Below are 17,173 nucleotides of genomic sequence, written 5' to 3'. Positions count from 1 at the left end.
CGGATTAAACCACCTTATCTCGTGAGATCGTATTTTCCGCTGCAGGATGGATTTCGCTCTTCACGATCTTCCCCATCTCCATCTTGATCACCCGGTCCGCTGTGTCAAAATAACGGTCATCGTGGGTGACGGCTATGATGCATTTACCTCTGCTCCTGAGCTCAGGAAGCAATGTTAGGTAGAAGAATTGCCTGAACTCGGGATCCTGATCGGCTGCCCATTCATCGAATAAATAAACGGGTCGGTCTTCCAGATAACTGACCAGCAGAGCTAGCCGCTTCCGCTGTCCAGTGGACAGCTTGATCGTATTCAGCGCACCCTGCTTAATGCGGACTTTTTCATCCAGATGCAGCACGTTCAGATAATGCTCCATTTCACCGCTTTTGGCATCATAATCAATCCCGTACAGTTTCTCGAACAAATAGAAGTCGCTAAAGACCGCTGCGAAATGCTGTCCCAGCTGGGCTGGACTCACCGCGTCTCCATTGATGTACAGAGTCCCGCTATCCGGTGCGTACAATCCCGTAATCAATCTGGATAACGTCGATTTACCGCTGCCGTTGCCTCCCGTAATAAATGTAATCTCACCCGAGCGAAAGCTGTAATCCAGCGGCCCTACCGAAAAGACCTTCTCCCCCTCAGCATTCTTGTAGTCGTACCGGACGGCATCCAGCTTCAACTCAAATTCACCCGCAGTTTCGGCAACCGGATTGCCATTCTTCTCTATGACGGTATCCAGATGGTCAGAAAGCTCCCGGATCCGCATCCAGCTGATTCTAACCTTCGTGATATTCGGAATGACTGCCAGAATCGAATGAATCGGCCCTGTCATATAGAGCAGGACAAACACATAACTGCGCAGCGAATTGGTAGTCAGCTCACTGAAGATCAGCGGGAACAGAAAAGCGACCACTCCGATGACGATGGAGAACAGCAATTCCCCGATCACGTTAACGTTGGCGTACTTCATATCCCCTTGAACTCGTTTGTCTTTATAAGTGAGGATGGTGTGCTGCATGTCTGCCCGAAAGCCCTGCTTCTTACCCTCATGCAGAGTCAGCTCTTTGAACCCACCGACCAGATCATTGATGAACTTAAAGAACGTATTCTGAATATCCCTCGTCTGCTCCCAGAGGCGGTAGGCCTGTCTGCCGATCAGAAAGTGCAGCCCTGCAGCAATAAATACAACCACAACAGACACCAGCAGGCCGTAAAAGCTGATCATCCCCATATAGGTAAAACAGCACAGCAGCGTAACCAGACTGGTTGCACCTGAATTGATAATGTTGGAGAATTCACTGATAACTTCCGTATCATTATTTAATGATGCCTGGATTCTCCCGTATTCAATGCTGTCAATTTTTTGATAAGAGGACCTCAGGATTTTATCTGTCAGTTCTGACCGCTTCTCATACACCATCTGATTGGCGACATGAATCAGCCGGGTCCGCACCAGCTTTTGACCGACCACATAAACGGCGATTCCCATCAGAAAGTACAGAAGCAGACCGCCCTGAAACTCATCCCCCCGGTTGAAGGTCTCATTTACAACGAATATCAGCAGCGCATTGCCGAACCCGCTGGCCAGACTGAGAACGATCAGATTAAACAGCGTCTTGTCGTCCTTCTTGGGAAATAACTCGGTGAACAAGTAGTACAGTCCGAACAGCACCACGACGATAAATAAACTAAGAATGGCATAGATCAGGCTCTCCGGCGCCCATACCCGGACGAAGTTCCAGTTCAATCCCCAAAATATCACATCGGGTATGCGGTACAAGCAGTAGGCGAATCCCGCCAGAAAGAAGACAAATCCTGTGGTCATAAACAGCGTCCGCCTGAAACTCCCTTCGAATCTGCGTTGCCCCTTCGCGATTTGGGACAAGCCCTTCAGGAAGAACCAACCAATTAACCCCATGACAGGGAAGAGAATAAAAACGGCCAGTGATGCGTTCCGGTCGATATTTTTATAAAGATCCCCCGGCGGCTTCGTAAGCTTCTTACCCAGAAGTGTCTGCAGAATGTTCTCGCCCAGACTGAGCGTATAGGTGGAATTCAGGTTGGTCATGAGCACAACTCCGATTCCATCCCCAGGTCTGAAACCGATATAGGATGAAAATCCTGGATTGTTCCCTTGGTGAGCCAACTGCCCGGAGCCCTTCTGATAGACCGACCAGCCAGCCGCATAGGAGGCGCCGTCCATATCCGGTGAGACGGATCTGTCCGCCATATGCGACTCTTCAATCAGCTTACTGAATGCGGGTACTGTAATCAGGCCCATCTGGATCTTCAGCCAGCGCTCCATATCAATGGCATTGCTCATGACATAACCCGCAGGGGCATTACCTCTGTAGAGCGGTGCATCATCCTCTAACGTCCTCAGCAGTTTGTATTGATAGCCTTTGGCGGAATCAGACAGCGTTGTGCCTGGCCCGACAATATAGGTGTGATTTAAGCCTAGCGGCTGAAACACGCTGTTCAGCATGTAATCCTCATAAGCCTGACCGGATATCTTCTGGATGACGAGCCCCAATATGTCGTAATTCAGTGTCGCATAGAGAAATTGTTCACCCGGTTCGAAATCCAGCTCCTGTCCGATGAACCTCTGAACGGTATGCTCCAGGGCATCGTTGCCGTCCGCTGCGGGAATGTCCCCGATTGTGGAAAAAGGAATTCCGCTCGTGTGATGAAGCAGCTGTTCCAGTGTGATCTCTGCCTTCAGCCCTTTGTATTCCATCTCGAACCAGGGCAGGAACTTCGCAACCGGATCTTCCAGCTTGAACTTTCCCTCTTCCGCAAGCTTCAGCACGGCAAGTCCGGTGAACGCTTTGCTGTTGGAGCCAAGCTCGAATGCGGTGTCGGGTGTTACAGGCCGTGCTTCTTCCTTGTCCGCATAACCAAATCCTTTGTTCATCCAGGTCTTTCCGTCCTTCACAATAATGGTGGAGACACCGGGAATGCCAGACTTATCCATCACATCTGCAACAAGGCGGTCAATTGGGCTCTCTTCCTCCGGCGTAACGCCTTCGGCTAGCCCGTAACAGGGAAACAGCCCGGTGAATAGGAGAACAGTAATCAGTACTGCGGTAAGCAATCTATTTCTCATAGACGGACTCCCTTCCGGCGAAGGCCCGGATTCGTTCCGCAGCGCCATCCAGTCCACCCGAAGCTTCAAAAGATACCCGGATCGCCCGGCACTTCTCTTTATAGTGCGGTTCTGTAAGCAGCTTACGCACAGTCTCCTGTAACAGCTCCGATGTAACTTCACGGTCCTGCAGATTGATGCCTGCCCCGGAACGCTCTACCGTAAGACCCCCAACGAATTGATCAAAGCTTTGCGGCACCACCGCCATCGGAACCTCGAAGCATAATGCTTCATGCACACTGTTGGCTCCGCCGTGGGTAATAAATACATCCGCCCTCTTCAAGATCTCCAGCTGTGGCACCTCATTCCGGACAATGATATTAGCCGGTAAAAACCCCAAATCCGCAGCGTCGACCCGGTGGCCGAGTGCGATAACCACTTGTACATCTGTATCTCCGAATGCCGAAATACAAGTACGGTACAGCTCCGGCAGTTCATTGAATATCGTTCCGAAAGAAATATAGACCAGAGGCCTGCCGCCCAGTAGATCGTAAGGAAAGTCCGGTTGCTGTTGCCTCGGAGATATCGTATAGCCCGAGAACCAGTAGGTGTCATCGAACGCCTCCGCATGCAGCTGCAGTTCACGCGAAGTGAACAGGATGTTCAAGTCCTCTTTAGAACAAAAAAGATCATTGATGATATTGATGCGGTCCAGTCCGTAAGAGGCAGCAAGCCGCCTCGACATGGTATCCAGCAGCTTGCCGTACACATTCGCACGGCCTTTGTTCTTCGCATATAACGGATCGTCACCAGCTCTTAAATAAGTCACCATAAAAAACTCAGGGTCAATCTTGGCCATTTCATCAATGTAGGCAAAGCTGGCAAATACCGATATCCCGGGGATATTCAGCCTGTCGGCAAATACCTTTCCAAAATAATTCAGTGAATCATGAATGATATAATCTGGCTGGAGTGCCCGGATTTCATCCCAGAAATAGTCAACGATCTCCCGGTTCTTCTGCAGAATAAACCCGGCGAACATCAGGAAGCTGTTAATCCCGCCGTCATCATGGGTTTCTACCCCTAGATGTCCATGATAGCTTCTGAAGGCCGCACCGGTTCCTTCGATGACTTCCTGGAATTCGTCACCCGAATAGTAAATGACCTCTTCCCCTTGCTCGATCAGCTTGCCAACCAGACCAAGACTGGGATTCACATGCCCGTGTAAATCGACACTGAAGTAAATGATCCTTGCCATAACTAAAGCCCGCCCCCCGTCTTATAGGAATAAGTCATCCAGCTCTTCAAGTGTCACCTTCGTCATGCTGAAATCGGACGGAGTGAACTCTTTCTCGCGCTTGACTGAGCCGTGTTCAACCACCTGACTAATTCTTTGCGCGAAATGCCGGAGAAATCGTTCCATGACAGCGTGCTCCAATGCCTTGTCCGGATATTCCACGCTGATCGTCAACTGATCATTAATCACCATGGCGTTAATGTCGATAAGTGCGGTGGGCGGATTCCGCGGGCTGCTCTCGGCTCCGCTGTCTTCCTGACAGATCCGAATCGGGCCATACTGAATCCCTGCATCGAAGTCACCTAGATAATTGAAGCGAATTCGCTTATTCTCATGCGGATCACTAATGGACCGGGTTAGGTATTTCAGAATGCCGAATCCGGCCCCCTTGTTCGGTACACTTCGCAGCGCTTCCTTAATCCATTTGATCTGGTGGGATAGATTGGACATTCTAAGCACCCGGAAGGGATAGAGGCTCGTGAACCAGCCTACGGTTCTGGTAAGATCCAGCTGATCCGTCAACTCTTCGCGTCCGTGTCCCTCCAGATCAATCACGATCTCCTGAATGTGAAATGAATCGAAGAGACTAAGCGCAAGTGCAGTCACGAGCAGATCCTGAGGATCACTTCCATAGGCTTCGTTGGCACGGGTCAACAGCTGTCCGGTTTCCTCCTCGGTAAGCTCTATACTCAATTTGCGGGAAGTTCGCGTTAACCCTTTGCCCGAATCTAGCGGTGACGCATTTCCCGAGCTTCCAGGCAACTCTCTACATGAACTTAGCGGCAGCGGCTCACATGATGACAATACCTCTTGCCAATATTCAGCTTCCTCTTGGATCGTTTGTCCATATTCGGCAAGATAAGCTCCCCATTGCTGCAGGGAGGAAGTTTTTGAAGGTAACATGTATTTATTGTGACTGCCATGCTCCAAAAGCTTCGCCAGATCCTCCAGAAGAATCCGCCATGAGACCCCGTCGATCACGAGATGATGAGCCGTGATCAGCAGTCTCTTCCCGCTCTTCCCCAGGTTGAATAAGCAGGCTTTAAACAGCAGGCCATCCGCAAACGCAAAACTCGCCTTGAAATTCTCACCCAGCTGGGCCAGACTGATGCGCTGCTCCTCGGCTGATGCCCGGGACAGATCGAAGACGTCAACCATACTGCGACTCTCCAAAGCCTGATCGCTATAGTACATGCGGGTCATCCCGGCATCTATATTCATCCGCAGGGCGTCGTGCTGCCTGATCAAAGTATTCATGGCAGTTTCAATCTCCTCTGCCTCCAGATCTCTCCGCACCTCCAGTAATACGGACTGGTTAAAATGATAGGGATTCGGGAGCTGCTGCGACACGAACCAGCTGAACATCGGTGTCGCCGGAATATCGCCCCGGCAGAATCCCTGCTCTGCCGTGGTCTTCACACTCACCTGACTGACATAGCGGGACATATCCTTCATCACGGGATTGGACAAAATATCCTGCACCTTGATCTGATAGCCGTTGTTTTTCAATCTGGATGCGACTTGAATGGCTTTAATCGAATCTCCGCCCATGTAATAAAAGTTATCACTCCAATGAATCTGCTCCAGCCGCAGAACTTCGCACATAATAAGCGCCAGCTTCTCCTCCCCTTCACTCCGGAAGGAATCCCAGACCTGCTGATCCACACTCTCCCCGGTCAGCCTGTTCGGGAGAGGCAGCAGGCTCTTATTCACTTTTCCGTTCAGGTTTAGCGGAAAGCTATCCAGCTCCAGAAAATGTACAGGCACCATATACTCCGGCAATGTATGGCGTAGCCAGTCCCTCAGCTCCTGCGCAGAAACGCCGCCTTCAGCAACATAATACGCACACAAATATTTGCTCTCTTCGCCGTTCTCACGGTCAACGACAACAGCCTCCTGAATAGACGGATGCTGAAGCAATTGCTTCTCGATTTCGCCGAGCTCAATCCGGTAGCCGCGGATTTTCACCTGATCATCCGCCCGGCCCATGTACTGGACCTTACCATTCGCTAGCATTACAGCAAGGTCTCCGGTCTTATACATTCTGCACCCGGGCACAAAAGGATGCGGGATGAATTTGTCTTCCGTCAGGTCTGACCGGTTGATATAGCCCCGTGCCACACCGTCGCCCGAAATATATAAATCCCCCGTCTTATTCACCGGTACAGGGCTTAAATCGCTGTCCAAAATATAGATTCCGGTGTTAGACGCCGGAACACCAATGGGTACCGAAGCATCTCGATCCGACTCCCCGCTGTAGCGGTGAATCATGCAGCCCACCACTGTTTCGGTAGGTCCGTATTCATTGTAAATTTCAATCCGACCGGAGAAGCTTTCTTCAATCGCCTCGGCCAGTCCCGTCCGCAGGTCCTCACCCCCGACGATAAACCGGTTCACTGACGAACCGCTGTAGTCCGTATCTTTCAACAATGCCAAATGCGACGGAGTCAGCTTAACGACGGTGGCTTGATTCTCTTTCATGATCCGGTACAGCACATATTCATCCGGATCATCATCGCGGTAGACCAGAATTTGTCCCCCGCTGATCAAAGGTGTAAATATAGACGTTACCGTTAGATCGAAGGCCAGCGACGAGTACAGGGGGAACACTTCCCGCTCCTCCTTGATGTACATCTGTTTCGCCCACCAAATGTAATTGACCAGTCCCTGATGCTCGATCATGACTCCCTTCGGCTTGCCCGTCGAACCGGAGGTATGAATGATATAGACGAGATCCTGCGGCTTATTGATAATATCCCGGTTGGACGTATCACCAATGTACAGGTCTTCATCATCCACACGAATTATTTCCCCGTGAAAAGAAACCTCTCTGCTTGTCGCCTCATGCACCAGCAGCATTGCCGCGCCCGAGTTCTCCAGCGTATACAATATCCGGTCTTCCGGATATTTCGGATCAATGGGAACGTAAGCCCCGCCTGCCTTCATCACTCCAAGAATGGCGATAACCGCTTCAATCGAATGATTTATGAGCAGACCGACTGTGACTTCCCGCCCGACACCTCTAGCTGCCAACCTTCGGGCAAGCTGATTAGCTCTCCCGTTGAGATCCCGGTATGTCATCCCCTTCTCTCCATCACGGATTGCTATTCGCTCCGGCGTAATTTCGGCTTGCTCCTCGAAAAGCTGGCAGACGGTTTTATCCTTGGGATACGGAGCATCGGTTGCATTGAAATTAATCACCTGTGACTGCATTTCCGCTTCAGACAAGAGCATAAGCTCTCTGACTTTCCGGCCGGGCTCATTTAATGCTTGCCACATGAGAAGCTCTAGCCGCATGAACATATCGTCAATCTGCGCTTCCGAGTAATCCTTCACTTTATAATCAAAGTCCACTGTAAGACTTCCCGACTCTGACCAGTCCTTAACAACCATCTGCAGCGAGTAGATCTGGCATCCGTTGTAAAATTCTGTATTTTCAATTCTCGCCCCGTTCAATTCCGTATTTAGTCGGGTATTATAAACATTCACGCAAATATTGAATAACTGCTCATGCCCCTTTTTCTTCAGCTCCAAATCCTGAACCAGAAGATCATATGGATATTTCTGATTGAAAAAGCACCCGGTCAGCTCCCGGTTAATTAATTCAAGCGTATCCGGAACGGTAAGCTCAGGGTCCATGACAACCCGCAGCGGCATCGTACTAGTAAACATCCCGAACATGGATTTCTCCGCGTGCCCCGACCGGTTCAATACCGGGGTGCCGATAACGAGCTTCTGCTCACCCGTAGTCTTATATAAATAGACTAGATACATCGTGACAAAAAATGTGTTCAGGGAGCATTCTTGCTCCTTGGTGAATTTTTTAATAGCGGAAGAGAGTTTAGGATCCAATTGGAACGTTGTTCGAGTACCTTCGAGGGAGTCCTGGTTATGAATTATGGGAGGGAGATCGCTGAATTTCTCATTCCAGAACTGTTTATTCTTAAGGAATCTCTTCGATGACAAATACTGCTGTTCATGCCCAATGTATTCAAGATAGGAAGGGGAGGCTAAATCCTCTGTTTCTCCACCGTTCAATAACTTCATGTATGTATCGCAGATTTGCTCAATAATGACTTGAACGGACCAGCCGTCGGCAATGATATGATGAAACTTCACAAAGTAACCGAAATCGGTTTCGGTAAGCTTAAACAAAGCAAAATAAAAAAGTCTTTCACCGTAAAGGGCAAAAGGTCTGCTGGCTTCCGTATTCACCCACCGGTAGAATTCCTCTTCCGGTTCGGACAAGGTAGAAAAATTGATAAAATCTAGTTTCTCATAAACGTAATCGTCTACAAACTGACCTGCTTCTCCGTTGTGCTCAAGAATCCTTAACCGCAAACCTTCATGTCTGCGGATTTGAGCCTGGATCGCCTGTTCAAGCACAATTAGATCTACTCCGCCATAGATACGTACAGGTCCCCCTATGTTGTAGAGGGATGTGCTCGGATAGATTTGCTCCAAGTACCAAATTCTTTTTTGCGGATGTGTCAACGGATACAGAATCTGATGGGTATGCTTAGACATACTACTACCTCCAATTTGCTATTCAATCCCGCCCAAATCATCAACATTCCGCCATATAAAAAAGATAATTTTTCAACAAGCGACATTATTTACAATAGAAGTATTTATTATCAAATATTATAGCAAAGTCTACCATATTTTCAATCAATATAATGGTATATTTTTCAATGAAATCACTTCACATTCCAATTATGTTCTAAATATGAAGTTCATCTCAATAAACACTGGTATTCACATATACACTCCCAAGATTCCCCAAATTCTGCTATGCTAATAGAATTACAGAGAACAAGGAAGCAGGAGGCGCAGGTAGAGTATGGATGCATTTCAATATGAGATTACTTCGGAGACGGCGATCAATCTGAAATATGAATATGGGGGAGAATACTTCACATTCAGCTTGTATCGGGATGACAGAGGATGGGTTCTTCACCCGTTTGACGGGATACTGCTGAGAAATCAGACCATGTGCGCTCTTGTCGTGCAAGAGTTGTTCAAGCACAAGCCTTTTCAGGTTATGCTGGCAAAAGAGGGCATCCTCTTCTCCAATATACTTTCCACCGTTAACCTCGATAATGTGAACACCCCTATAGCTTCACGAAATGAGCGGGAACCTCAAGATAACCCGGCCGATGACTTAATGGATTTCGTTCAGCAGCACACAATTGAAGAGGTCATAGATTATGAGTGCTCGATTATAAATAGCCGCATCTCTTTTTATAAAGAAATTCTGCAGCGTATGTTCATGGACAATCTGGGTCCTTCAGATCCTGAATTCCAAAAGGTACAGGACATTGTGCGCATCTATGAGCAAGCATTGGACAGACTTTCCAGCCTGAACGGTCCGAATCTGGACGCCGGAAGACGCAGCAGATGGTGATTTCCTCCTGATTCCAGCAATAACTCCAGCTCGACTATGCTTGCGAAAGGCTGATTCTAATGACGATAGATCTGATTAAGGGACAGAAAGCCGACTTGACGAAAAATAACCCTCTGCTTACAAGCATTATTGTAGGCATGGGCTGGCGTAATTCAAACGCTATGGTTGAGGTTGATTTTTCCGCTTTTATGCTTACACCGGAAGAGAAGGTCTCTAAAGAGGAGGATCTGATTTTCTATGGCAATCCTGCTGCTTCAAATCAATCCGTAGCCGTATTGCTCTCCGATAAGAAAGCCTACGCCGGGATAACCGATAACACACAAATCGCCATCCAGCTCCGCCAGATTCCTGCCGCTTACGAACGGATTTCATTTGCACTAACGATTTATGAGGGTGAACAGCGGCGGCAGAACTTCTCGCTCCTGGACGATGCCTATCTACGGATCATCAACGCGGCCGATGGAACAGAACTGCTCCGCTATAGGCTCGGCAAAGATTTTTCCGTAGAGACCGCCGTTGTCGCCGGAGAAATTTATAGATATAACAAGGAATGGAAGTTCAGCGCTGTGGGTTCCGGGTATGCTGGAGGTTTAGCCGCTTTATGTAAAAGTTACGGGGTCGAGGTTAAAAATACACAGCCTTCTGGCGCACCTGCTTCCCCGGTAATTCCAACGCAGCAGTCACCCATACCTCTGCCAGAGCTGCGTTCACGGCCTAAAAGGGGCGATTCAACACCTTCACCGCCAGCATCTCCTCCAAACCCGCCGATAAATCTCAACACCATCTTGCTTAAGAAGCGCGGGGAGAGTATCAATCTCCAGAAAGGGGCCGGACCCCTGGGGGAGATTCTGGTGAACCTTAACTGGAATCAAAAAAAATCATCGGGCTGGTTCGGAAGCAAAGGCGTCGACCTTGACCTTGGTTGTCTGTTTGAATTAAAAAATGGCATTAAAGGTGCCGTCCAAGCGCTCGGAGAATCCTTTGGCAGCTTAAACAGACCCCCATACATATCGCTCGACGGGGATGACCGCACAGGTTCTGTAGCTACTGGTGAGAATCTGCGGATTAATGGCTATCATCTGTCCGAGATCAGTAGAATCGTGATCTTCGCTTTCATCTATGAGGGAATTACAAACTGGTCGGAGGCTGATGGTATTGTAACCATCAGGCAACAGGGCGGGCCGGAGATTCAGGTTAGGCTGGATGAGCACAACAACAATAAAGGCATGTGTGCCATCGCCATGATTACGAATCAGAATGACCAGACCTTCCGAGTAGAGAGACTTGTGGAATATTTCGGCGGGCATCAGGATTTGGATCAGTATTACAACTGGAATCTGCGATGGGAAGCCGGCAGCAAATAACAGCCCTTCCAAGTGATCTACGACAAAAAAGCTTCCTAGGCGTTAAGCTCAGGAAGCTTTCTGATGTTCACTTATTCCATACCATGTTCTTTGCGGATATTGTACAACCCTTGAACCAGCAGCTCCGAAGGATCCCGGTTCAACTCTAGATGGGTCAACAATAACTGCAAAGGAATGGCACAGACATTATTTCCTTCAGTTATAGCTGGAAATCCGGCTTCAAACACCGGGCCAACATCCTGGTTCCATGCCAGACCCGCATGTACTTGTTCAGGTGCGAACTCTTCACGAACCGCCTCAATGCACTGTGGAACCAGCACTTTATCGATAAGCGCTTTGGCTTCATCTTCGCTTGAAGGCAGTTGCGGAAGCGCTTTGCCTCCCTTGGTCTTCATCAATTCGTAGAAGAAAGACGCCATCCATAACGAAGGATCATTCCCCGATTGAAACCTTGCAACGAGTTCACGAATAAAGAAACCGCAGGAATATACATCCTTCGATTCATCTTTCACATGAAATACAAAAACCGGACCATATGCTTCCAGGTTCATAAGTTGTACTTCTACTTCGCTAAACCGCTTTTTCAGAGCTAGAAGGCCATTATGATGTACAGCCTTTATAAGCTCAGCCCATCTCTCTTCGGTCATTTCATTACCCTGAACTTCCTCATTGGTTGTCTCATTGGATGTCTCATTAGTTGTATCATTAGTCATTATATATTCACCCCGCTCTCTATCATACCATTCCTTAGCTCAAGGTGTCATATGACAAGCTTTACATGTATCCTATTTCCTATACCGCACTGCTCAATTTATCAATCGCTTGCTCCTCGGTTGTTAAGAAGAAGAAATCTTTGCCTTTGTTACACTCATACATGAAATCCTTCAAGTTCTCACTAGTGAACATTGAGAAATCACCAACGATGGCGACCTTCACCTGATAATTAATAAATTTCTGCAATACTTCTCCGGCAAGCCGAGTTTTTAATTGAAAAAAGTCCTCGCATATGGCGGATCGGCTTAATATGAACCGATTACATCCTGTTTCATACTGCACCGTTGCCAATAAGTCTAATGCCGATTGAACATCGGTAATCAGTAATTCCTGGCTTTCAACCTTCGCAACTTCAATATTGTTATTTATAACGGTCGTGATTCTCATATAATTATCCTCCATTCACGCGGCAGAAATCCTGATATCTCTAGAGAACTCTAAATGTCTGCTAAATAACAGGGTATATTTTTATCCAGTAGCTTGTCAATACACCACTTTATCTATTGAAGAACGTCACATCAACCTCAAGGCGGCCTGCTGTATAATTTTTAACAATAGGAACAAGACTCACACCTGACTTTTTCGTGCATGAATTGCAAGGTTTTATATAAACATTACGGCTATAGTTATCTCGAAGGAGGAGAATCCATGGATTGGCTTGACCGAATGAATAGTGCTATAGAGTACATTGAGACGCATCTCGATCAGGAGGTAGATTTTGAACAGGTGGCACAAAAAGCCTGCTGCTCGGTGCATCATTTTCAGCGAATGTTCTCATTTATCACGGATGTTCCACTTTCAGAATATATCCGGCGCAGACGGCTGACTTTAGCGGCGTTTGAGTTGCAGACCCGAAATGCCAGGGTTATTGATGTCGCCTTGAAATACGGATATGAATCACCCGAAGCCTTTTCACGCGCCTTTAGGAACCTGCATGGCATTATGCCAACGTCAGCACGAAATGAAGGAACGTCGCTTAAAGCCTATCCAAGGATCTCCTTCCATATTTCAATTAAGGGAGATATCGAGATGAACTACCGTATCGTAACAAAAGAAGCTTTTGAAATGGCTGGGATCTCAGTGGAGATGAGCGCAGTTGATAATCAGCAGTATACAGAAATCCCCAGACTATGGGAGACCTATACCACTGATGGTACGATCGACCGCATGCGCAAAGATTTTGAAATTCCGGAAGAAGAGTGTGTTCATGCCGCACTGTACAACTTCCGGGAGGGTGTATTCTCGTATATGATCGGCGCGCTCCCTCCTGCCGGCGCTGTAATAGAAGAGTATACCGTATTGAAAGTACCTGCATTGACCTGGGCCATCTTTCCCACAGGCGAATGTACGCCAGAAGACGAAACTGCGGCCATTCAGGATGTCTGGAGACGCATTTTCTCCGAATGGTTCCCGACCTCCGGGTATGAGCATGCGGATGGCCCGGAATTCGAGATGTACTACAAGCTTGGCAACGGCCTTTTAAATGAAGAGGTATGGATCCCGGTTGTGAAGAAATAAGTGGAATGTTGCATATCCGATCCCCGAGGGTAATCATCCTATGTATGCTTGCGCGAAATAACGCCATATTAAACAGGTTAAGGCGGCTATTCAATTCACATATGGGAAGGGAGAATCATCCATGAATAAGGAACAATTGGATCGGATCCACACGGGAAAGGGCTTCATTGCGGCTTTGGATCAAAGCGGCGGAAGCACTCCTAAGGCACTGCTGCAATATGGCATTCAGGAAGACCGCTATACCAGTGATGAAGAGATGTTTGAATTGGTGCACGAGATGAGAACGCGTATTATTAAAAGCCCTGCGTTTGATTCCAAGTACATTTTGGGTGCTATCTTATTTGAGAACACCATGGACCGTTCCATTGACGGGCAATTCACTGCCGATTATCTCTGGGAGCAGAAAGGGATCGTCCCCTTCTTAAAAGTGGATCAAGGACTGGCGGAGCCCGAAGACGGTGTTCAGTTGATGAAGCCTATCCCCGGTTTGGATAAGCTTTTGAAGCAAGCGGTATTCCGGAACATTTTCGGGACAAAAATGCGCTCGCTGATTAAGGAAGCCAACCCTGCCGGCATTCAAAAAGTCGTGGAGCAGCAGTTCACCTTCGCCAAGCGGATCGCTGAATTTGGTCTGGTACCGATTATTGAACCGGAGGTTGATATTCACAGCGCGGATAAAGCACAATCTGAGAAGATTCTGAAGGATTTGATTACCGCCCAACTATCTGCCCTTGATCCAGACATTAAGGTCATGCTTAAACTGTCGATACCAACGGAAGATAATTTCTATAGCGACTTAATTAACGATCCGCATGTGGTACGTGTTGTGGCTTTATCGGGCGGTTACACGCAATCGGAAGCCAATGAAAGGCTTGCCCGCAACCACGGCTTGATCGCCAGCTTCTCCCGCGCCCTGTCGCAAGGGCTCAGCGATCAGCAAACGGACGAAGAATTCAATGCGATGCTCACACAATCCACACAGGATATTTATGAGGTCTCGATTACGTAAGGGGCTAATCGAAAGACCCCGGGCTTAATAAGCTCGGGGTCTTGTTGTTGAGTTATTGGGTTAGATTCGCTTTCATGCGGAGAAATATTTCTTTAATAACAAGACCGCCTTCGCCCGGTCATTAGTTCCGATCTTTGCATAAATGTCACTTAAATAGTTCTTAACCGTTCCCTGAGTCAAAAATAGTTTATCGGCCATTTCCTTTGAGTTGTAGCCCTCGACTAGCAGCCGTGCAAGGTCAAGTTCTCTGGATGTCAGCTCAAGATCTCCGCCTGCTTTTTCAAACCGGCTGTTCTGGTTGCGGATATTAAGGGCAAGCTTATGCGCCACTTTGCCGGTCAGCAGCAAATTGCCGGATAGTGCTTCATCGATGGATTGAACAAGCTTCTCCCCATCGATGTCTTTAAGCAAATATCCAGAAGCTCCGTTGCTTAAAGCCTCGATGATATAGGCATCATCGTCGAATGTTGTTAAGATAATGATGATCACTTGAGGATAGAGCTCCTTAATAATTTCGGTAGCTTTTACCCCTCCCATACCCGGCATTCGGATGTCCATTAGAATAACATCTGGAACAACCGCGCGAAGCCTTTCAATCGCTTCTTCGCCGGATTGAGCGGTCTCGATAATCTCCATTTCCGAGCGTACCGTAATCAAAGTTTCAAGACCTTCCAACATAATTTTCTGGTCATCCACGAGCATGACGCTGATTTTGCGATTGCCACTCATTAACCATCCCCCTTTGCAACCGGCATCCGAACAAAAAGTGCAAACCCGTTTAATGGTTGGCTCTGCACTTCCAACTGACCCCCAATAGCCTCTATTCTCTCCTGCATCGATGTCAGTCCAAAGCCATAAATGACCGAATCACAGCCTCTTCCGTTGTCTTTTACCGTAATATGAATTGTATCTTGCTGCTCCAGAACTGATATTTCAATCGTACTCGGTTTGCCATGTCTTATCGCATTGGTTATCGATTCCGTGATGGAGTTGATTATGACATACTCCTGAAGGGAGATGAGACGGATAGCCGGCGCATAATGAAAAATAAAATGAACGCCCGTCTGCTTGGTCGTATCGGCCATGATCTTCTGTATTCCATCCTTAAGACTTAAACCGCCTAAAGTTCCGTCTGTTGACTTCAAGGTTCTGACGACCTGACGAATGTCGCCGAGTCCTAACTTCATCTGATCGCGAGCAACGATTATCTTTCGGCGAGCTTCCTCCGGCTTTGCATCAAAGAGTAGCCCCGCCCCCTCAAGAGCAACGATTGCTGTTGTTAACGTATGTCCCACGGTATCATGAACTTCTTCCGCAATACGGGTCCTCTCCTTAAACACCGCGAGCTCTTCTCTTGTTCTTGCTTCCTGAATCAGAGCTTCGTTTAATCTTTGATTGATGTCTCTTTGATTGAGCAGCAGCTTGGTACTCCAAATCGGAATAACCAGGCATGTATAGCTTAAAATATCGAAAACATTGCGCCACAAGTCTTTTCCATCTGCCGGCCACAATAAAAGGTAGGCTACAAAGCCGCCATAGGCAAAAGGTAATGCGTACCACGACTTGTAGTGCAAAAGAAGATCCGCAACAAAGAGGACAAATACGATATTCTCAATTTCCGTGCCGCTACGCAGGAATAAAAGAAACAGAAGAACAATTTCGATAATCGGGGAAACGGCTGCAATGGGGTGAAGATTGGGATGATTCAACACATATTTTGAATGTCTTAAGAAATAGAGCCCGATCAGGATCGCAACTACTACAAAGCCTTTGTATTGAGATAAAACAATATCAAGCAATAGCAAGCCCACATATGCAACAGCTAACCCATAGAAGAAAGCTCTCGATACTTTCGTATTGCTTAGTGTATGAACCGCTGAAATATTCATGAGATCACTCATCTCTTAAAAATGATACATTATATACAACCTAAAATGACAGCAGTAACACCTATAAGTAATGGAATGGCCTCTACGCCATGAATGAGGACAGCCGGCCAAAAGCTGCGGTATCTGGCATTTAAAAAGCCATAAAAAATCGAACCGACGATAAACAATGGAATTTCCGATATCTTATGAAGGTGATACGTCGCGAACAAAACCCCGTTTACAGCCCAATCCCATTTTCCAAAAGCCCCTTTCATCTTCGGTAACAGAATACCGCGAAAGAACAGCTCTTCCCCCAGTAAATAATTGAACAAACAACTGACCAACGCGATTCCAAGCAAATACCAATCACCGACAAATTCAGGAACCGCCAGATTCTCTATCAGGGTATACTCCTTGGGAGCCATGAACGGGAATATCCGATTGATCGTTTCTTCTATAAACGAGAACAAACCTGAGCTTTCAAAGAAAAACGCGTAAATAATGATGGGAATCGTGAATGAATAAGCCAGTTTATAGACCTTGAACGTTTTCGGATGAACCGGATGATTCAGCCACAGTCTTTCTTTAAGTGCGGCCCAGCTCCATTTGCCCATTTCTTTCTTCAAGAGGATGACAGATAGTACAAACTGCCAAACCATACCAACGATCATAAGAATCCAATAGAGAATACCCGGATGGATTTTGACAATTGGCACTAGAACCGGCAACAACACGAATCGAAAGAGGAACATTGGCAATGCAACCATAGCCCATAACCCTAATATTTTCCCAACACTGTATTGTTTATTTTCCATTTCGTGATGCAACCTCCCCACTCCTTCTAAAGCAAA

General features: G+C 47.4%; 12 protein-coding genes. 4 read left to right on the top strand and 8 right to left on the bottom strand.

The annotated features are described in order from the left end of the window. Positions 1-4: 4 nt before the first annotated feature. Genes ACAN55_RS14175 through ACAN55_RS14165 form a run of 3 tightly spaced genes read right to left on the bottom strand, consistent with a single transcriptional unit; the run spans position 5 to position 8,909 of the window. Positions 5-3,106, bottom strand: coding sequence for a cyclic peptide export ABC transporter (locus ACAN55_RS14175; protein ID WP_379133784.1), 3,102 nt, complete (start codon positions 3,104-3,106; stop codon positions 5-7). Next, the gene (locus ACAN55_RS14170) at positions 3,096-4,343 is read right to left on the bottom strand and encodes a macrolide family glycosyltransferase (RefSeq protein WP_379133781.1); all 1,248 of its coding nucleotides are present in this window, start codon (positions 4,341-4,343) and stop codon (positions 3,096-3,098) included. Before ACAN55_RS14170 ends, ACAN55_RS14175 begins: the two co-directional genes overlap by 11 nt. Before the next feature lie 21 nt (positions 4,344-4,364). Beyond that, positions 4,365-8,909 carry an amino acid adenylation domain-containing protein gene (locus tag ACAN55_RS14165; protein ID WP_379133779.1) on the bottom strand — a complete coding sequence of 1,515 codons (4,545 nt, stop codon included), beginning with the start codon at positions 8,907-8,909 and terminating at the stop codon, positions 4,365-4,367. Positions 8,910-9,225: 316 nt separating this feature from the next. Here ACAN55_RS14165 and ACAN55_RS14160 point away from each other — a divergent pair, with 316 nt between their 5' ends. Then, complete coding sequence (locus ACAN55_RS14160) at positions 9,226-9,789, top strand: hypothetical protein (RefSeq protein ID WP_379133776.1); 564 nt, start codon at positions 9,226-9,228, stop codon at positions 9,787-9,789. 59 nt (positions 9,790-9,848) lie between these two features. Next, a complete protein-coding gene (locus ACAN55_RS14155) occupies positions 9,849-11,153 on the top strand; it encodes a TerD family protein (RefSeq protein WP_379133774.1) in 1,305 nt (434 codons plus the stop codon). A 71-nt stretch (positions 11,154-11,224) separates the two neighbouring features. Here the strand turns inward: ACAN55_RS14155 and ACAN55_RS14150 are convergent, their stop codons facing one another. Then, positions 11,225-11,866, bottom strand: coding sequence for a hypothetical protein (locus tag ACAN55_RS14150; RefSeq protein ID WP_379133771.1), 642 nt, complete (start codon positions 11,864-11,866; stop codon positions 11,225-11,227). A 79-nt stretch (positions 11,867-11,945) separates the two neighbouring features. Further along, positions 11,946-12,314, bottom strand: a complete 369-nt coding sequence (locus tag ACAN55_RS14145) for a DUF4180 domain-containing protein (RefSeq protein ID WP_379133768.1) — start codon at positions 12,312-12,314, stop codon at positions 11,946-11,948. Positions 12,315-12,575: 261 nt separating this feature from the next. Between ACAN55_RS14145 and ACAN55_RS14140 the strand changes: the two genes are divergently transcribed. Both ACAN55_RS14140 and ACAN55_RS14135 read left to right on the top strand, forming a co-directional pair. Next, positions 12,576-13,445: an effector binding domain-containing protein gene (locus tag ACAN55_RS14140; protein WP_379133765.1), complete on the top strand. Its 870-nt coding sequence runs from the start codon at positions 12,576-12,578 to the stop codon at positions 13,443-13,445. 121 nt (positions 13,446-13,566) lie between these two features. Continuing rightward, positions 13,567-14,454 carry a fructose bisphosphate aldolase gene (locus ACAN55_RS14135; protein ID WP_379133762.1) on the top strand — a complete coding sequence of 296 codons (888 nt, stop codon included), beginning with the start codon at positions 13,567-13,569 and terminating at the stop codon, positions 14,452-14,454. 72 nt (positions 14,455-14,526) lie between these two features. Here the strand turns inward: ACAN55_RS14135 and ACAN55_RS14130 are convergent, their stop codons facing one another. From ACAN55_RS14130 to ACAN55_RS14120, 3 genes are read right to left on the bottom strand one after another with little or no spacing between them, the layout of a single operon-like run. Then, entirely contained in the window at positions 14,527-15,183 is a 657-nt protein-coding gene (locus tag ACAN55_RS14130; RefSeq protein WP_379133759.1) for a response regulator, read from the bottom strand. Further along, positions 15,183-16,343 (bottom strand): sensor histidine kinase, encoded by a 1,161-nt coding sequence (locus ACAN55_RS14125; RefSeq protein WP_379133756.1) that lies wholly within the window; start codon positions 16,341-16,343, stop codon positions 15,183-15,185. The genes ACAN55_RS14130 and ACAN55_RS14125 overlap by 1 nt, the downstream gene beginning before the upstream one ends. Positions 16,344-16,372: 29 nt before the next feature. Continuing rightward, the gene (locus tag ACAN55_RS14120; RefSeq protein ID WP_379133752.1) at positions 16,373-17,137 is read right to left on the bottom strand and encodes a CPBP family intramembrane glutamic endopeptidase; all 765 of its coding nucleotides are present in this window, start codon (positions 17,135-17,137) and stop codon (positions 16,373-16,375) included. Positions 17,138-17,173 lie beyond the last annotated feature (36 nt).

Source organism: Paenibacillus oryziterrae, from assembly GCF_042610485.1.
Lineage (GTDB): Bacteria > Bacillota > Bacilli > Paenibacillales > Paenibacillaceae > Paenibacillus_AQ.
Note: the sequence above shows the minus strand (reverse complement) of the source record. Positions and strands in the feature narration are given on the sequence as shown.

Excerpts from the sequence above, each read along its gene's own strand:
- ACAN55_RS14175 (WP_379133784.1), bottom strand. The coding sequence starts at position 3,106 with ATGAGAAATAGATTGCTTACCGCAGTACTGATTACTGTTCTCCTATTC.
- ACAN55_RS14170 (WP_379133781.1), bottom strand. The coding sequence starts at position 4,343 with ATGGCAAGGATCATTTACTTCAGTGTCGATTTACACGGGCATGTGAAT.
- ACAN55_RS14135 (WP_379133762.1), top strand. The coding sequence starts at position 13,567 with ATGAATAAGGAACAATTGGATCGGATCCACACGGGAAAGGGCTTCATT.
- ACAN55_RS14155 (WP_379133774.1), top strand. The coding sequence starts at position 9,849 with ATGACGATAGATCTGATTAAGGGACAGAAAGCCGACTTGACGAAAAAT.
- ACAN55_RS14125 (WP_379133756.1), bottom strand. The coding sequence starts at position 16,343 with ATGAATATTTCAGCGGTTCATACACTAAGCAATACGAAAGTATCGAGA.
- ACAN55_RS14150 (WP_379133771.1), bottom strand. The coding sequence starts at position 11,866 with ATGACTAATGATACAACTAATGAGACATCCAATGAGACAACCAATGAG.
- ACAN55_RS14140 (WP_379133765.1), top strand. The coding sequence starts at position 12,576 with ATGGATTGGCTTGACCGAATGAATAGTGCTATAGAGTACATTGAGACG.
- ACAN55_RS14160 (WP_379133776.1), top strand. The coding sequence starts at position 9,226 with ATGGATGCATTTCAATATGAGATTACTTCGGAGACGGCGATCAATCTG.
- ACAN55_RS14130 (WP_379133759.1), bottom strand. The coding sequence starts at position 15,183 with ATGAGTGGCAATCGCAAAATCAGCGTCATGCTCGTGGATGACCAGAAA.
- ACAN55_RS14120 (WP_379133752.1), bottom strand. The coding sequence starts at position 17,137 with ATGGAAAATAAACAATACAGTGTTGGGAAAATATTAGGGTTATGGGCT.
- ACAN55_RS14165 (WP_379133779.1), bottom strand. The coding sequence starts at position 8,909 with ATGTCTAAGCATACCCATCAGATTCTGTATCCGTTGACACATCCGCAA.
- ACAN55_RS14145 (WP_379133768.1), bottom strand. The coding sequence starts at position 12,314 with ATGAGAATCACGACCGTTATAAATAACAATATTGAAGTTGCGAAGGTT.